This is a genomic window from Streptomyces sp. NPDC051636, assembly GCF_044453765.1.
Lineage (GTDB): Bacteria > Actinomycetota > Actinomycetes > Streptomycetales > Streptomycetaceae > Streptomyces.
The window spans coordinates 341,425-356,612 of the sequence record NZ_JBITDA010000003.1 but is presented as its reverse complement, the minus strand read 5'-3'; the positions used below and the strand labels follow the sequence as shown (position 1 = coordinate 356,612).

At 72.6% G+C, this 15,188-nt stretch carries 16 protein-coding genes; 7 read left to right on the top strand and 9 right to left on the bottom strand.

Annotated elements, in window-relative coordinates; genetic code table 11:
- Positions 1-7: 7 nt before the first annotated feature.
- Positions 8-526, top strand: coding sequence for a hypothetical protein (locus ACIBBH_RS08650; RefSeq protein WP_399403332.1), 519 nt, complete (start codon positions 8-10; stop codon positions 524-526).
- A gap of 149 nt (positions 527-675) precedes the next feature.
- Here the strand turns inward: ACIBBH_RS08650 and ACIBBH_RS08645 are convergent, their stop codons facing one another.
- Positions 676-1,422: a hypothetical protein gene (locus ACIBBH_RS08645; protein ID WP_399403331.1), complete on the bottom strand. Its 747-nt coding sequence runs from the start codon at positions 1,420-1,422 to the stop codon at positions 676-678.
- 211 nt (positions 1,423-1,633) lie between these two features.
- On the opposite strand from ACIBBH_RS08645, the gene ACIBBH_RS08640 reads away from it, so the two are divergent.
- The 3 genes from ACIBBH_RS08640 to ACIBBH_RS08630 are packed head-to-tail and all read left to right on the top strand — an operon-like array spanning position 1,634 to position 4,719.
- Positions 1,634-2,929, top strand: a complete 1,296-nt coding sequence (locus ACIBBH_RS08640) for a magnesium transporter MgtE N-terminal domain-containing protein (RefSeq protein WP_399403329.1) — start codon at positions 1,634-1,636, stop codon at positions 2,927-2,929.
- The gene (locus ACIBBH_RS08635) at positions 2,919-3,542 is read left to right on the top strand and encodes a DUF1003 domain-containing protein (protein ID WP_399403327.1); all 624 of its coding nucleotides are present in this window, start codon (positions 2,919-2,921) and stop codon (positions 3,540-3,542) included. Before ACIBBH_RS08640 ends, ACIBBH_RS08635 begins: the two co-directional genes overlap by 11 nt.
- 43 nt (positions 3,543-3,585) lie before the next feature.
- Positions 3,586-4,719 carry an Mrp/NBP35 family ATP-binding protein gene (locus ACIBBH_RS08630; RefSeq protein WP_399403325.1) on the top strand — a complete coding sequence of 378 codons (1,134 nt, stop codon included), beginning with the start codon at positions 3,586-3,588 and terminating at the stop codon, positions 4,717-4,719.
- A 214-nt stretch (positions 4,720-4,933) separates the two neighbouring features.
- On the opposite strand, the gene ACIBBH_RS08625 is transcribed toward ACIBBH_RS08630, so the two are convergent.
- The 5 genes from ACIBBH_RS08625 to sigE all read right to left on the bottom strand — a co-directional run bounded on the left by ACIBBH_RS08625 (position 4,934) and on the right by sigE (position 10,487).
- Positions 4,934-5,605 (bottom strand): hypothetical protein, encoded by a 672-nt coding sequence (locus tag ACIBBH_RS08625; protein ID WP_399403323.1) that lies wholly within the window; start codon positions 5,603-5,605, stop codon positions 4,934-4,936.
- A 214-nt stretch (positions 5,606-5,819) separates the two neighbouring features.
- Positions 5,820-6,257 carry a sec-independent translocase gene (locus tag ACIBBH_RS08620; protein WP_399403321.1) on the bottom strand — a complete coding sequence of 146 codons (438 nt, stop codon included), beginning with the start codon at positions 6,255-6,257 and terminating at the stop codon, positions 5,820-5,822.
- A gap of 202 nt (positions 6,258-6,459) precedes the next feature.
- Entirely contained in the window at positions 6,460-8,268 is a 1,809-nt protein-coding gene (locus ACIBBH_RS08615) for a trypsin-like peptidase domain-containing protein (RefSeq protein ID WP_399403319.1), read from the bottom strand.
- Positions 8,269-8,811: 543 nt separating this feature from the next.
- On the bottom strand, positions 8,812-9,783 hold the full coding sequence (locus ACIBBH_RS08610) for an anti-sigma factor family protein (protein ID WP_399403317.1): 972 nt from the start codon (positions 9,781-9,783) through the stop codon (positions 8,812-8,814).
- Entirely contained in the window at positions 9,780-10,487 is a 708-nt protein-coding gene (gene sigE, locus ACIBBH_RS08605; protein ID WP_399403652.1) for an RNA polymerase sigma factor SigE, read from the bottom strand. Before sigE ends, ACIBBH_RS08610 begins: the two co-directional genes overlap by 4 nt.
- Before the next feature lie 313 nt (positions 10,488-10,800).
- Between sigE and ACIBBH_RS08600 the strand changes: the two genes are divergently transcribed.
- Positions 10,801-11,418, top strand: coding sequence for an O-methyltransferase (locus tag ACIBBH_RS08600; protein WP_399403650.1), 618 nt, complete (start codon positions 10,801-10,803; stop codon positions 11,416-11,418).
- A 129-nt stretch (positions 11,419-11,547) separates the two neighbouring features.
- Here ACIBBH_RS08600 and ACIBBH_RS08595 read toward each other — a convergent pair whose 3' ends face one another.
- Entirely contained in the window at positions 11,548-11,715 is a 168-nt protein-coding gene (locus ACIBBH_RS08595) for a DUF3117 domain-containing protein (protein WP_018544333.1), read from the bottom strand.
- Between the two features lie 375 nt (positions 11,716-12,090).
- Here ACIBBH_RS08595 and ACIBBH_RS08590 point away from each other — a divergent pair, with 375 nt between their 5' ends.
- Complete coding sequence (locus ACIBBH_RS08590; protein WP_399403315.1) at positions 12,091-12,894, top strand: enoyl-CoA hydratase/isomerase family protein; 804 nt, start codon at positions 12,091-12,093, stop codon at positions 12,892-12,894.
- Positions 12,895-12,905: 11 nt separating this feature from the next.
- Here ACIBBH_RS08590 and ACIBBH_RS08585 read toward each other — a convergent pair whose 3' ends face one another.
- Positions 12,906-13,490 (bottom strand): DNA-3-methyladenine glycosylase I, encoded by a 585-nt coding sequence (locus ACIBBH_RS08585; protein ID WP_399403313.1) that lies wholly within the window; start codon positions 13,488-13,490, stop codon positions 12,906-12,908.
- Positions 13,487-13,837, bottom strand: a complete 351-nt coding sequence (locus ACIBBH_RS08580; RefSeq protein ID WP_399403311.1) for a DivIVA domain-containing protein — start codon at positions 13,835-13,837, stop codon at positions 13,487-13,489. The genes ACIBBH_RS08585 and ACIBBH_RS08580 overlap by 4 nt, the downstream gene beginning before the upstream one ends.
- 138 nt (positions 13,838-13,975) lie before the next feature.
- Between ACIBBH_RS08580 and folP the strand changes: the two genes are divergently transcribed.
- Positions 13,976-14,836, top strand: coding sequence for a dihydropteroate synthase (folP, locus tag ACIBBH_RS08575; RefSeq protein WP_399403309.1), 861 nt, complete (start codon positions 13,976-13,978; stop codon positions 14,834-14,836).
- The last annotated feature ends 352 nt before the right edge of the window (positions 14,837-15,188 follow it).

Sequence of the window (15,188 nt, the reverse complement as noted above, 5' to 3'; positions counted from 1 at the left end):
TGGGCGCATGACAAGTGCGGAGCTGCTCGACCAGGCCCTCGTCGAGGAGGCCACGAAGAAGTCCGGCCTCATCTGGGTCAAGGGCGCCGGTGCCCCTGCCGCGCGTGCGCTGTGGCACGTGTGGCACGAGGGCGCGGCGTGCCTGGTCGGCGACGGGCCCGGGGAGCAGCCGCTGCCCGGGCTGGTCGACGGGGGCTCCGCCGAGGTGACCGTACGCAGCAAGGACAAGGGCGGCCGGCTGGTCACCTGGCCGGCCGCCGTGTCCGAGCTCGCGCCCGGCTCCGAGGAGTGGGAGGCGGCGGTCGCCGAACTGAAGGGCAAGCGCCTCAACGCGCCGGACGGCGAGGCGATGACGCGGCGCTGGCTCAGCGAGTGCCGGGTGCTCCGCCTGGTTCCGGCGGGTTCTGTGGCGCCGTTGCCCGACGGCAGCCTGGCCGCGGCTCCGGTGACGTCGCCGGCGACGACGCGGCGGGCGGTTCCGGCGGGGTTGCCGCGGTTGCTGATCAAGGGGCGTAAGCGGAAATGACGCCGGGGGCCGAGGCCGAGCGGGGTTCGCCACCGCCGGGCGGGCCCGTCGTGGCTGATCGCCGTCGCGGCGGGACTGTCTGACCGACGGTCGAACGGTCCGGCCGGGTCTCACGACGGCCGGTCGCACAGTTCCGCCCCGATGACGACTTACGACGTGGGCAGCTGCTTCCCGTAGTCCACCGTCTCCCCCTTCGCAGGCTCCGTCACGGCGAAGTCCTTCCCCCACTCCGAGAAGCGGAGCGTCCCCGCTCCGCCGCCCCGCGCCAGGCGGAGCGGATACGGCTTGCCCTCGAGGGAGACGTCCAGCGTGCCGCCGGAACCCTTGTCGCCGGTGATGCGGATGGTGCGGACGCCGGACTGCTCGTAGTGGCCGTCCGTCGCCAGCGTGCCGTGCAGGGTCAGCAGACCGTCGAGGAGGACGTCCTTGTCCGTGAAGCCGCTGAACTTCTTGTGCGCGGGGTCGCCCTGCGGCACCTTGACGTACTTGCCGTCGAGCTTGCCCGCGGCCGCCGCGTCCCCGTCGCTGCCGTCGGCGTGGTCCCAGAAGTCCGCGTCGGCCTTCAGGTACAGCTGCTCGCCGATCCGCAGCAGCCGGAAGGTCGCCCCCTTCGAGGTGACCGACCCGGTGCCGCCGTCGTCCTTCAGGCGCATGTCCAGGGTGTACGTGCGCCCGCTGGTGACCACCGTCCCCGACAGCCGCACCGCCGCCGCCGACTTGGCCGCCGTACGCGTCCGGGACTGGATCTGCTCCGGGGACAGCTTGCCGACCCCGTTCGTGCCCGCGTCCGGATCGTCGCTACCGCACCCCGCGAGCGCCGCCCCTGTCACGACCAGTGCGCACGTCGCGCTCACCAGCGTGGCCCGGCGGGTACTGCCCTGGGGAATCGCAGTCACAGGGAGGGCTGCCTTTCTGACGGGTCCTGAGCGGCGTACCGCAGCGTACCGGGACGGCGGCCCCCGAGCGGAGCCAGTCCGTCCGGACCCCTCACCAGGGCGCCTACGATCGGGACGGGCTAGCCTGAAGCCCACCCGAGCGGGCAATTCGGAAGAGGAACGCACACAGCGGAACAACCCGAAGCACGCCGTACGAGAAGGAAGCACAGCCATGGCAGCCGGCGCCCCCCGGATCTTCGTCTCGCACCTCGCCGGTGTCCCCGTCTTCGATCCGACCGGCGACCAGGTGGGCCGCGTCCGCGATCTGGTCGTCATGCTGCGCGTCGGGCGGCGGCCCCCGAGGCTGCTCGGGCTGGTCGTCGAACTGACCACCCGGCGCCGGATCTTCCTGCCCATGACCCGGGTGACCGGCATCGAGTCCGGACAGGTCATCACCACCGGCGTACTCAACGTCCGCCGCTTCGAACAGCGGCCCACCGAGCGCCTCGCCTTCGGGGAACTGCTCGACCGGCGCGTCACGCTCGTCGAGACCGGCGAGGAGGTGACCGTCCTGGACCTGTCCGTGCAGCAGCTGCCCGCCCGCCGGGACTGGGAGATCGACCGGGTCTTCGTACGCAAGGGCAGGAAGGGCGGCGCGTTCCGGCGCGCCAAGGGCGAGACGCTGACCGTGGAGTGGTCCGCCGTCACCGGGTTCTCCCTGGAGGAGCACGGGCAGGGCGCCGAGACCCTGCTCGCCACCTTCGAGCAGCTGCGCCCCGCCGACCTGGCCAACGTCCTGCACCACCTCTCCGCCAAGCGCCGCGGCGAGGTCGCCGCCGCCCTCGACGACGACCGCCTCGCGGACGTGCTTGAGGAGCTGCCGGAGGACGACCAGATCGAGATCCTCGGCAAACTGAAGGAGGAGCGCGCGGCGGACGTCCTGGAGGCCATGGACCCCGATGACGCGGCCGACCTGCTCGGCGAGCTGCCCGAGGAGGACAAGGAGCGGCTGCTGAGCCTGATGCAGCCCGCCGACGCGGCCGACATGCGGCGCCTGATGGCGTACGAGGAGCACACCGCCGGCGGCCTGATGACCACCGAGCCGATCGTGTTGCGCCCGGACGCCACGGTCGCCGACGCGCTCGCCCGGGTCCGCAACCCCGACCTGTCCCCCGCCCTGGCCGCCCAGGTCTACGTCTGCCGCCCGCCCGACGAGACCCCGACCGGCAAGTACCTCGGCACGGTGCACTTCCAGCGCCTGCTGCGCGACCCGCCGTACACCCTGGTCAGCTCGCTCGTCGACGACGACCTGCAACCGCTCGACCCCGACGCCGCGCTGCCCTTGGTCGCCGGCTTCTTCGCCACGTACGACATGGTCGCGGCGCCCGTCGTCGACGAGTCCGGGTCGCTGCTGGGCGTGGTGACCGTCGACGACGTACTGGACCACATGCTGCCCGAGGACTGGCGGGAGACGGAGTTCCACCTGGACGAGGAAGCGGACGAGGGGGTGAGTGCTCATGGCTCCTGAGCGCGAGACCGGCATCCGCGAACGCACCCCGGCGGGGGCCACCGCCGCCACCAGGCCGCGTACGCCCCGCCTCGACCAGCCGCGCCCGCCCCGGCGCCGGATCCTGCCCGAGTGGGACCCGGAGGCCTTCGGCCGGCTGTCGGAGAAGATCGCCCGTTTCCTGGGCACGGGACGCTTCATCGTCTGGATGACGGTCGTCATCATCATGTGGGTGGTGTGGAACGTCGCGGCGCCTGAAGACCTGCGCTTCGACAACTACCCGTTCATCTTCCTGACCCTGATGCTGTCCCTCCAGGCCTCCTACGCGGCCCCGCTGATCCTGCTCGCGCAGAACCGGCAGGACGACCGCGACCGGGTCAACCTGGAACAGGACCGCAAGCAGAACGAGCGGTCCATCGCCGACACGGAGTACCTGACCCGCGAGATCGCCGCGCTGCGCATGGGCCTGGGCGAGGTCGCCACCCGCGACTGGATCCGCTCCGAACTGCAGGATCTGGTCAAGGAGCTGGAGGAGCGGCGCCGCTCGGACGGGCATGTGGTGATTCCGGCAGCCCCGACAGAACGGGCGGAACGGGCGGAACGGTCACCGGGACGTGACGCAGACGACCGCTGAAGGGCTACCCGGAGGCCCCTCGGGGCGCCGTACCATCGTCCTTATGGCTACGGAAGACGCGGTGCGCGAGGCACTGGCGACGGTGAACGACCCCGAGATCAACCGACCCATCACCGAACTGGGGATGGTCAAATCGGTGGATGTCGGTGCGGACGGGGCCGTTGCGGTCACCGTGTACCTGACGGTTTCCGGCTGCCCGATGCGCGAGACGATCACGCAGCGCGTCACCGAGGCGGTCTCCCGGGTAGAGGGCGTCACCCGCGTCGAGGTCACACTCGACGTCATGAGCGACGAGCAGCGCAAGGAACTGGCGAACGCCCTGCGCGGCGGCCAGACCGAGCGCGAGGTCCCCTTCGCCAAGCCCGGCAACCTGACCCGGGTGTACGCGGTCGCCTCCGGCAAGGGCGGCGTCGGCAAGTCCTCGGTGACGGTGAACCTCGCGGCGGCGATGGCGGCCGACGGCCTGAAGGTCGGTGTCGTCGACGCCGACATCTACGGCCACTCGGTGCCGCGCATGCTGGGCGCCGACGGCCGCCCCACCCAGGTCGAGAACATGATCATGCCGCCGTCCGCGAACGGCGTGAAGGTCATCTCGATCGGCATGTTCACCCCCGGCAACGCGCCGGTCGTCTGGCGCGGCCCGATGCTCCACCGCGCCCTCCAGCAGTTCCTGGCGGACGTCTACTGGGGCGACCTCGACGTCCTGCTCCTCGACCTGCCGCCCGGCACCGGCGACATCGCGATCTCCGTGGCCCAGCTGATCCCGAACGCCGAGATCCTGGTCGTGACGACCCCGCAGCAGGCGGCGGCCGAGGTGGCCGAGCGCGCGGGTTCCATCGCCGTCCAGACCCACCAGAAGATCGTCGGCGTCGTCGAGAACATGTCCGGCCTGCCCTGCCCGCACTGCGGCGAGATGGTCGACGTCTTCGGCACGGGCGGCGGCCAGCTGGTGGCGGACGGCCTCACGCGCACCACGGGTACGACGGTCCCGGTCCTCGGCAACATCCCCATCGACGTCCGCCTCCGCGAGGGCGGCGACGAGGGCAAGCCGGTCGTCCTCACCGACCCCGACTCACCGGCGGGATCCGCGCTGCGGGCGATCGCCGGGAAGCTGGGGGGACGGCAGCGGGGACTTTCGGGGTTGTCGCTGGGCATCACTCCGAAGAACAAGTTCTAGGATCGTTCCAGGACCACTCCTTCGACTCCGTCAATGAGGGGCGCCGTCTTTCACGGACGGCGCCCCTCGTCCGCAGCAAGCGGCCGGCTTCTCCGGACAGGTCGCCTGGCTGCTCGCCCAGGTCGTGGCTGCCGCAGGAATCCGGCACCGGTTGGTCCAGGGCCAAGAAGGCTGGACCGCCGCGTCGATGCGGCGGTCCCCCTGAACGCCGTGACTAGGCGTACGCGGCGATGTCCTTGATCATCGCGAAGCCGAGGCCATACGCGCTCATGCCTCTGCCGTACGCCCCCAGGTGCACGCCCTGCTGCGTCGACCCGGCGAGCACCCACCCGAACTCCGACTCCCGGTAGTGGAAGGGGGCCGGCACGCCGTCCACGGGCAGGGACAGGGTCGACCAGTCGGGGCCGTCGAGGTCGTCGGCCAGTGCCCAGGCCGTCTCCGTCTGCTGCTCCAGCCAGTCGTCGCGCAGGCTGTGGTCCATCTGGCCGGGCCAGGTGAAGGACAGCAGCCCCACCCCGGCCAGCCAGGCCGCCGAGGACACCGAGGTGGCCTCCAGCAGTCCCGTGCCGTCCGCGCTGCGCCGAACGGGGTTGGCGGCGAGGGTGACCACCACCGCGAACTTCTCCTTGGGCTCGTCCGGGGAACCGGACACGTGCTCGTTGCGCACGGAGGGCTCGTCACCGTGCCCGATCGAGCCGTGTTCCACGGATCCGTCGGCCGAGGTGCCGACCTGCATCAGCCAGCGCGGTCCCGTGAAGGCCTCGTCGAGGCCGTACCACGGGAAGGGCGCCAGCAGGTAGCCGTCGACCGTGCGCCGGGCGGAGGCGAACTGCTGTCCGCCCTCCGCGGCCGGCGCCTGCGCGACTGACCGACTTGTCGTCTCCATGTGCCCGGACGCCTCCTAGCTCTCGTCGGACCGAGCGGCCCGCCCCCCTTCGGGCGTACTCGTCCGGTCCGCACAACAACTCGGCAGCATATCCACACCGCTGAGAGCAGCAGGGAAGCCGCCCGGCGCGTGGGGCACAACGGCGGCGCGTTCACGCCGTGCGCGGCGCGCGCGTCGTATGAAACGCGTCACGAACCGCGCGGGCGTACGAGGTTCAGGTGGCGTCCGCGTCGAAGGGCGGGCGGTCGTCCTTGCCGGAGTCCCCGGGCTTCTTGGTCATGTCGATGCGGCCACCGGAAGAACCGGAGGACGAGGAGGTAGCGTCGCTCTCGCGGCCGTGGACCGTGTCCGTGACCTCGGCCATCTCCTTCTTCAGGTCGAAGCCGTTGCGGATCTCCTTCAGCCCCAGCTCGTCGTTGTCCAGCTGCTTGCGGATGAACGTCTTGGGGTTGAGGTCCTCGAACTCGAAGTCCTTGAACTCGGGGCCCAGTTCCTGACGGATGTCCTGCTTGGCGCTCTCGGAGAACTCACGGATCTTCCGGACCGTGCGCATGACGTCCTGGATGACCTTCGGGAGCTTGTCCGGACCGAAGACGAGCACGGCGAGGACAACGAGCGTCACCAGCTCGAGTGGTCCTATGTCATTGAACACCTGAAGCTCCTTGCGATGTCCTCGGCCCTCGGCCCTCGGCGGTCTGCGGTGCGGGTCTTCCGTGGTCCGGGCCGGATCCACGGTACCCGGCGCACCTGTCCGACCGGTACCGCCCGAGGTGTCCGCGTGCGTACAGACGACCGGTTTTCCGGGTTGTTTGGCTTGTCGGGGCGCGGGCGGGTCCCGTGCTGTGCGGTTTCTGTCAGTGGCGGCCGGACGACCCCAGCGTCAGGGAGACCTCCTTCGTACGGCCGTCGCGCCGGACGGTGAGGCGCAGGTGGTCGCCGGGGCGGTGGGCGCGGGTCCTGATGATCAGCTCGTCGCCGGAGTGGACCGGCTTGCCGTCGACCCCGGTGATGACGTCGCCCGCCTCGAGACCGGCCCGGTCAGCGGGGCCGCCGGTGGTGACCGCGGGGCCGCCGTCGCCGCCCTTGGCACCGATGCGGGCGCCGTCGCCGTTGTAGCCCATGTCGAGGGTGACGCCGATCACCGGGTGCGTCGCCTTCCCCGTGTTGATCAGCTCCTCGGCGACGCGCCTGGCCTGGTTGACGGGGATGGCGAAGCCGAGGCCTATGGAGCCGGCCTGGCCGCCGCCGGAGTCCGAGCCGCTGCCGGCGGAGCGGATGGCCGAGTTGATGCCGACGACCCGGCCCCGGGAGTCGAGCAGGGGTCCGCCGGAGTTGCCGGGGTTGATCGGGGCGTCGGTCTGCAGCGCGTCCACGTACGACACGTCGCTGCCGTCCCCGCTCTCGCCGCCCGCCGTGATGGGACGCTCCTTGGCGCTGATGATGCCGGAGGTGACGGTGCCCGCGAGGTCGAAGGGGGCGCCGATGGCCACGACGGGGTCGCCCACCTGGACGTTGTCCGAGTTGCCGAGCGGCATCGGGGTGAGGCCGTGCACGCCGCTGACCTGGACGACGGCCAGGTCGTAGCCGGTGTCCCGGCCGATGACCCGGGCCTTGGCGGTGTCACCGCTGCTGAAAGTCACGGTGATGTCGCCGCTCGACGCCGCGGGCTCCACAACGTGGTTGTTGGTGAGGATGTGGCCGCGCGTGTCGAGGACGAAGCCGGTGCCGGTGCCCTGCTCGTCGCTGCCCTTCACATGCAGCGTGACCACGCTGGGCAGCGCCCGGGCGGCGATCCCCGCCACGCTGTCCGCGGGCCGCCCGCTGGGCTCCTCGCCCGCCTGCGGCAGCCGTACGCTCCCCGTCCCGCCCTCGCGCTCCAGAAACGCCCCCACGACACCACCGACGCCCCCGGAGACCAGCGCGAGCACCAACGCCCCGCCCACGAGGATCCGCTTGGCCCGCCTGCGCCGCTGCTGCACGGTGAGCACGGCGGCACCGGTCTGCTGAAGCGGCGCGTGGGCCTGTGACGCGGCTGCCCAGGGGTCGTAGCGGCGCCACGGGTCGGGGGCCGGCGGGGTGGTGGTTCCGTCGAGGGCGGGGGGCGGCGGGGCGTCCGTGGGGCTGGAGACGGCGGTGTGCGGGCGCCGGGTGGGGCAGGCGGAGGCGCCGGGCTGCGCATGGGCAGGGGCGAGCGCACCGGGCTGCGGATGGGCAGGGGCGAGCGCACCGGACTGCGCATGGGCAGGGGCGAGCGCATCCGCGGGGATCGGGGGTCCGGGGGGCGTGGGAATCGGGACGGTCCGCGGTGCGGGGTGTGCGGGAAGGGCGGGCCCCTGCGGCCCCGCAGACGCAGAAGCCCCGGGCCCTTGCGGCCCCGTGGGCGCGGGAAGCCCGGCACCCTGCCGGCCCGGAGGGGCCGGTGCCGCCGGTCCCTGCGGCGCAGTCGCCGGTGCCGCAATCGCCGTGCCGTGGGCGGGTGTTGCCGCCGGGTGCTGGACCGGCGGGGCAGGCGCCCAGGGGCCGGGCTGGCCGTACGGCGGGGTGCCGTACGGGTCCGGGTCGTGCAGGGGTCCGGGGCGTTCGGCGGCTGAGGGCGTGGGGTTGCGCGGGGGCATCTCCGGCTCCGTTGCCGCCGGCGCGCCGAAGTCCGGAGCAGCGGACATGGCGGCCTCCGCAACAGCCTCGCCCTCCTGGGTCACCGGCGCGCCGGAATCCCCCGAGGCCAAAGACGAGGCAGCCTCGGAATGCCGCGCGGGCGAGAACCTGGCAGCCCCGGACTCCCCAGCCCTCGGCTCCCCGGAATCACGCGCGCCCAAGGACAGGTCGGCCTCGGGCTCCCCGACAACCGGCCGCTCGCCCACGTCCCCCGCGGCTGAAGACCCCAGGGTCTCGCACTCCCCGGCCCCCGGCTCGCCCGGCGGCGGCACAGGCCCGGCCGGCCCGAAGTCCCTCACGGCCCGGTCACCGGAGGCCGGCCGTGCCAGTTCAAAGTCGCCGTCGGCTGCGTCGCCCGGCGAGGGCGACGAACCCTCCTCGGTCTCCCCCGGCGGGACCCGCTTCCCCTCGTTCATGTTCTCCCCACGGCTCGCCGCGGCCGGACTCGTCGAGGGTGGCCGCGGATCGTCGACTCCGCGCCCCGAACTCCGCCGCGGGCACGGCCCGCACAGGATTCAACCAGGTGTGCGGGCCGTGGGCGCAGAGGCCGGTCAGCGGGCCGTGCGGGAAGAGGACGACGGGGACGGGGCGGAGGGCGCGGAGGTGGTGTCGGGGACCGGTGCGGAGAGCAGTCCGGGGCCGGTGACCTCGGAGGCCGACGACCAGGAGGTGAGGGCGAACGGCGGGGTCGGACCGAGCGGACGTATCAACGGGGACATGACGGCCGCACCGGCCATGACCGGCGTGGTCAGCGTGGCTTTCTGGTCCTGCCCGGCGGCCTGGATCGGCATCCCGGGCAGGAGGGGAGCGGACACGGAGGTCGGCGCGGCCGGCGTCTGGCCGAGCGCCGTGCCCTGCGCCAGCACCGGCCCGGCCGAGCGGCGGCGCTGGCTCTCGGCCGCCGTCGCCGCTCCCGTACCAGCCGTACGGGCCGGGGCCACGCTGCCGCCGCTGTCGGAGCCGCCGCGGGCGTCCGCGGTCGGGTCGGCCGGGAAGCCGGCGGTCACCCCGCCCAGCGCGACCGCGGCCAGCGACACCGCCCCGGCGGCGACGAACGCGAACCGCCGCCCGCGCGAGGCGGAGCGGTCGGCGTCCGGGCGGCCGACGGGGTGGATGCGGAAACCGCGGTCGGCGGCGGAGGTGTGCGGGTGGGCGGCGACGTAGCCGAAGTCGAACCGCTCGTCCCGGCTCACGCCGAACACCCCGGCGTCGGAGGATCGTCCGGAGGATCCGCCCCCGGCCGGCGGCGAGCCGTCGCCGTCCGGGTCACCTCCGCCGGGGAGCCCCTGGAGCCGGGCCAGGAAACTCTCGGAGGGCGGCGGAGGGGCCGCCTCCGCGAATACGTTCTTCAGCCGGCGCTGGGCGTCCGCCTCCGCCTTGCACCTGGCACAGGTGGCCAGGTGGGCCAGGACGCGCTCACGCGACTCATGGCCGAGCTCTCCGTCCACCAGGGCGGAGAGTCGGTCTCCCAGGTGCTGCTCTGCCAGCTGCCCCTCGGCAGGTTTCGGCCGTGATCCACTCACGCGGTCGCGCCCCCTCCTCCCAGGACGGGGACGCGGGGCACGAAGGAGCGCCGCCGCTCGGCCGCCCGGGCCTCCGGCGAGCGGTGCGCGAGGGCCTTGCGGAGCTGGGACCGGCCGCGGTGGATACGGGAGCGGACGGTGCCGAGCTTCACGCCGAGGGTCGCGGCGATCTCCTCGTACGACAGCCCCTCGATGTCGCACAGGACGACCGCGGCGCGGAACTCCGGCGCGAGGGTGTCCAGGGCCTGCTGGACGTCCGCGTCGAAGTGGGCGTCGTTGAAGACCTGCTGCGGGGTGGGCTCGCGGCTGGGCAGCCGCTCGGCCGCGTCGTCGCCGAGGGCGTCGAAGCGGATGCGCTGCTTGCGCCGGACCATGTCCAGGAAGAGGTTGGTGGTGATGCGGTGCAGCCAGCCCTCGAAGGTGCCCGGCGAGTAAGTGGACAGGGAGCGGAAGACGCGGACGAAGACCTCCTGGGTGAGGTCCTCGGCGTCGTGCTGGTTGCCGGTGAGCCGGTACGCCAGCCGGTACACCCGGCCGCTGTGCGTGCTGACGATCTCCTCCCAGGTGGGCGGAGTCCACGCCTGCCCGTCCGCGTCGGTGGAGAAGGTCGCGGTCTGGGCTACGTCGGCGGCGTGGCCGTGGTCAGCAGCGGTGTCGTTCACGGATTTCGGCCTGCCTGCTGATCCGAGAAAGCGCCGCAGCACTCCTCCCCGATCCACAGGCGCAGCCGCACCTCCCCTGTCGGCTCTGGTGGTGTCCAGTGGAGCCCCTACCATAGCCACCTCGTCCGTTAGCTCCGGATAAGCGGTTTTACGAGAATTTGATCTGGGCTGATACGGCTCATACGGCTGCGTCAGCACTTGCTCGGCGCTCTCGTCCATCTCCTGCCCCCCGTCGGGTCCCCCGCCACTCGCTCAACCCTTTAAACGCCCGGTCCCATCTGCGGGTTCCCGGGGCAACGGATACAGTCACGCCCAGGCAACCACGGGACAGGAGAGGGCCATTACCGGCAACCGGCTGACGAGCTGGGCGTTCGCCGACGCCTTTGTCGCCGAGGACGACGCGCTGCGCTGGGCCCGCGACCGGGCCCGGGAGGCTGGGCTGCGCTCGGTGTCGCCCGGCACGGGCGCCGCGCTGCGGTTGCTCGCCGCCACCGTGGACGCCAAGGCGGTGGCGGAGATCGGCACCGGTACCGGCGTCTCCGGACTCCACCTGCTGCACGGCATGCGCCCGGACGGTGTGCTGACCACCGTGGATCCCGAGCCGGAGCACCAACAGTTCGCCCGGCAGGCCTTCCGTGCCTGCGGCTTCGCCAGCAACCGCGCCCGTTTCATCCCAGGCCGCGCCCTGGACGTCCTGCCCCGCCTCGCGGACGCCGGCTACGACCTCGTCTTCTGCGACGGCGACCGCCTCGAGTACCTGGACTACCTCGCTGAATCGTTGCGCCTGCTGCGTCCGGGCGGCCTTGTGGTCTTCGAGGGTGTCTTCGCGCACGGCCGGACGGTGGACTCGGGACCGCAGCCGACGGAGGTGCTGCGCCTGCGGGAGCTGCTGCGCACGGTGCGGGAGACCCCGGAGCTGGTGCCGTCCCTGCTGCCGGTGGGCGACGGGCTGCTGTGTGCGGTCAAGCGGTGACGTAGGTCATCCGGAGGCGTGGACGCCGTACCGGCGGGTACGCGAGGGCCGGGGCAGGTCCGGGGAGCGCAGCTGCCCCGGCACCGCACGCGGTGCCGGGGCAGCCGGAAGGATACGGTCGCCGACGCGTCAGACGACGACCTTCTTGAGCGCGTCTCCGAGCGCCTCGGCCTCGTCAGGGGTCAGCTCGACGACGAGTCGACCGCCGCCTTCGAGCGGAACGCGCATGACGATGCCCCGCCCCTCCTTGGTCACCTCGAGCGGGCCATCACCCGTCCGCGGCTTCATGGCCGCCATGCTCGTTCCCCTTCCTGAAACCCAGCTAGCTCATCGTCGGCCGACGGCCCTGGAGGGCACGCGCGGTCCGGCAGGACACGCGACACCGGCATCGAACACATTGCTTCCCAGCCATTATCCCGCATCTCAGGACCCGATGACCAACATCAGTAGGCATCGCTTGGGCAACGCGCGCGAGCAAAACCACTCAATTCGGCGATGTGACTGCGATACTGCTCCGCCCCACGGACCTCCGCCGACCGGTTCCGGAGCGGCATTCTTTGACGCAGGTCACACGTCCCGTCCGGTACGCCGACGATGATCTCGGCCATGCTGTCCTTCGGACACAGGGCGTACCGAACGGTACGCCGAGCCGCGACACAGAGGGGATACGCCATGGCCGACACCGTGCTCTACGAGGTCAGCGACGGGCTCGCGACGATCACGCTGAACCGCCCCGAGGCGATGAACGCGCTGAACATCGCGACGAAGGTCGCCCTCCGGGACGCGGCACAGGCGGCGGCGGCCGACGAGGCCGTACGGGCGGTGCTGCTGACCGCGGCCGGGGACCGGGCGTTCTGTGTGGGTCAGGACCTGAAGGAACACATCGGGCTGCTGGCCGCCGACCGGGAGACCGGGTCGGGGCAGACGATGAGCACGGTGCGCGAGCACTACAACCCGATCGTGCGGGCCCTGACCGGTGCGGCGAAGCCGGTGGTCGCGGCGGTGAACGGGGTCGCGGCGGGCGCGGGCTTCGGCTTCGCGCTCGCGGCCGACTACCGGGTCGTGGCGGACACGGCGGCCTTCAACACGTCCTTCGCGGGCGTGGCCCTGACCGCCGACTCCGGGATCTCCTGGACGCTGCCGCGGGTCGTCGGCCCTGGCCGGGCGGCCGACCTGCTGCTCTTCCCGCGCAGCATCACCGCGCAGGAGGCGTACGAGCTGGGGATCGCCAACCGCCTCGTGGCCGCCGGTGAGCTGCGGGCCGAGGCGGAGAAGGTGGCGCGGGCGCTCGCCGAGGGACCGACCGTGGCGTACGCGGCGCTCAAGGAGGCCGTGGCGTACGGGCTCACGCACTCCCTGGAGGAAGCCCTCGACAAGGAGGACGAGCTCCAGACGCGGGCGGGGCAGTCCGAGGACCACGCGATCGCGGTGCAGGCGTTCGTGAACAAGGAGAAGCCGAAGTACCTGGGGCGGTGAGGTCCGGGACTTCAGGCCCGTCTCGCCGCGCATGCCGCCAGGTGGTCGTCGACCAGACCGCACGCCTGCATCAGCGCGTACGCCGTCGTCGGGCCGACGAAGCGCAGGCCGCGCCTCTTCAGTGCCTTCGACAGGGCCGTCGACTCGGGCGTGACCGCCGGGACGTCGGCCAGGGTCTTCGGGACGGGGCGGCTGGCCGGGTCGGGGGCGTGGGACCAGATCAGCTCGTCCAGCTCGCCCGGGGACCAGCCGGCGAGCACGCGCGCGTTGGCGAGGGTCGCGTCGATCTTGGCGCGGTTGCGGATGATGCCGGGGTCGGCGAGGAGGCGTGCGCGGTCCTCGTCGGTGAAGGCGGCCACCGCGGCGATCTTGAAGTCCGAGAACGCGGTACGGAACCCCGGGCGGCGGCGCAGGATGGTGATCCAGGACAGGCCCGACTGGAAGGCCTCCAGGCTGAGCCGCTCGTAGAGGGCGTCGTCGCCGTGGACCGGGCGGCCCCACTCCTCGTCGTGGTACGTCACGTAGTCCGCGGTGGACAGCGCCCAGGGGCAGCGCAGCGCGCCGTCCGGGCCCACGAGGGCGGTGCCGTCGGTCACTGCTGCCCCTCCTGTGCGGGCTTGTCCGCCGGTGCGTGGGCCGCCGCCCTCGCCCCGGCCAGCGCGGACTCCAGGTCGGCGATACGGGCGTCCCGCTCGGCGAGTTCGGCGGCGAGGCGGCCGAGCGCGTCGTCCACGTCGGCCATGCGGTAGCCGCGGGGGGCGAGCGGGAAGCGGAGGTTCTCCACGTCGGCACGGCCGACCGGGCGGTCCGGCGGCAGCGGGTCGGCCAGGCGCTCCGGCGCGGCCTCGGGCAGCGGACCGCTCTCGCCGCCGCCCACCACGGCGAGTGTCACCGCGGCGACCACGACGGCGAGCGCGACGACCAGGAACAAGAACATAACCATCGCTGAGGGTCCCCACGCTCGATGTGCTCGGTGTCGAAAGTATCCGGGTCCGATCGTGCCATGCGACGCTGACAGTTAGGGTCGCAGGCGGCCGTGGAACGGGACATACGCAGGACTTACTGGGAGAGGTCACAGGGGATGCTCAGGCTGGGCAGGCGGGAATTCGCGCCGCACGAGCCGGTGATCATGGCGATCGTGAACCGGACCCCGGACTCCTTCTACGACCAGGGGGCCACCTTCCGCGACGAGCCCGCGCTCGCGCGCGTGGAGCAGGCGGTGGCCGAAGGGGCCGCGATCATCGACATCGGCGGGGTGAAGGCCGGGCCCGGGGAAGAGGTGTCGGCGCGGGAGGAGGCGCGGCGGACGGTCGGGTTCGTCGCGGAGGTACGGCGGCGCTTCCCGGACGTGATCATCAGCGTGGACACCTGGCGGGCGGAGGTCGGGGAGGCGGTCTGCGAGGCCGGGGCGGATCTGCTGAACGACGCGTGGGGTGGGGTGGATCCGGGGCTGGCGGAGGTCGCGGCGCGCTACGGGGTGGGGCTGGTGTGTACGCACGCGGGGGGCGCGGAGCCGCGGACGCGTCCGCACCGGGTGACGTACGACGACGTCATGGCCGACATTCTGCGGGTGACCGTGGGGCTGGCCGAGCGGGCGGTCGCGCTCGGGGTGCCCAGGGAGTCGGTCCTGATCGATCCCGGGCACGACTTCGGGAAGAACACGCGGCACAGTCTGGAGGCGACGCGGCGGCTGGGCGAGATGGTCGCCACGGGGTGGCCGGTGCTGGTGTCGCTGTCCAACAAGGACTTCGTGGGGGAGACGTTGGACCGGCCGGTGAAGGAGCGGGTGGTGGGGACGCTGGCGACCACCGCGGTTTCGGCGTGGCTGGGGGCTCAGGTGTACCGGGTGCACGAGGTGGCGGAGACGCGGCAGGTGCTGGACATGGTGGCGTCGATCGCGGGCCACCGGCCGCCGGCGGTGGCCCGTCGGGGGCTGGCGTAGGGCTTTCTCGCCCCCGCCGCCCCTACCCGTCCCATCCCCCAGGGGCTCCACCCCTTCGACCCCGCCGGGGGGCTGCGCCCCCTGAACCCCCGCAGGACTCCCTCATGCACCCCGCCAGGGGCTGCTCCCCTGCCCCCCGAGGCTTCGCCCAGCACCCCGCCGGGGACTCCGCCTCTGCGTCCCGCTGGGGGCTGCGTCCCCGGGCCCGCGGTTCTGCCTGAACGGCCTCGTCCTCGAACGCCGAACGGGCTGAGGGGTGGCACACCTCTCAGCCAACCGGGTCGGACGGTGGGTGGGCGCAGGCCCGGGGGTCCGGGGGCGGAGCCCCCCGGGAGCGCTCGCCCAGGCCCCG

Excerpts from the sequence above, each read along its gene's own strand:
- ACIBBH_RS08650 (WP_399403332.1), top strand. The coding sequence starts at position 8 with ATGACAAGTGCGGAGCTGCTCGACCAGGCCCTCGTCGAGGAGGCCACG.
- ACIBBH_RS08640 (WP_399403329.1), top strand. The coding sequence starts at position 1,634 with ATGGCAGCCGGCGCCCCCCGGATCTTCGTCTCGCACCTCGCCGGTGTC.
- ACIBBH_RS08635 (WP_399403327.1), top strand. The coding sequence starts at position 2,919 with ATGGCTCCTGAGCGCGAGACCGGCATCCGCGAACGCACCCCGGCGGGG.
- ACIBBH_RS08630 (WP_399403325.1), top strand. The coding sequence starts at position 3,586 with ATGGCTACGGAAGACGCGGTGCGCGAGGCACTGGCGACGGTGAACGAC.
- ACIBBH_RS08625 (WP_399403323.1), bottom strand. The coding sequence starts at position 5,605 with ATGGAGACGACAAGTCGGTCAGTCGCGCAGGCGCCGGCCGCGGAGGGC.
- ACIBBH_RS08615 (WP_399403319.1), bottom strand. The coding sequence starts at position 8,268 with ATGTCCGCTGCTCCGGACTTCGGCGCGCCGGCGGCAACGGAGCCGGAG.
- ACIBBH_RS08595 (WP_018544333.1), bottom strand. The coding sequence starts at position 11,715 with ATGGCGGCCATGAAGCCGCGGACGGGTGATGGCCCGCTCGAGGTGACC.
- ACIBBH_RS08590 (WP_399403315.1), top strand. The coding sequence starts at position 12,091 with ATGGCCGACACCGTGCTCTACGAGGTCAGCGACGGGCTCGCGACGATC.
- ACIBBH_RS08580 (WP_399403311.1), bottom strand. The coding sequence starts at position 13,837 with ATGGTTATGTTCTTGTTCCTGGTCGTCGCGCTCGCCGTCGTGGTCGCC.
- folP (WP_399403309.1), top strand. The coding sequence starts at position 13,976 with ATGCTCAGGCTGGGCAGGCGGGAATTCGCGCCGCACGAGCCGGTGATC.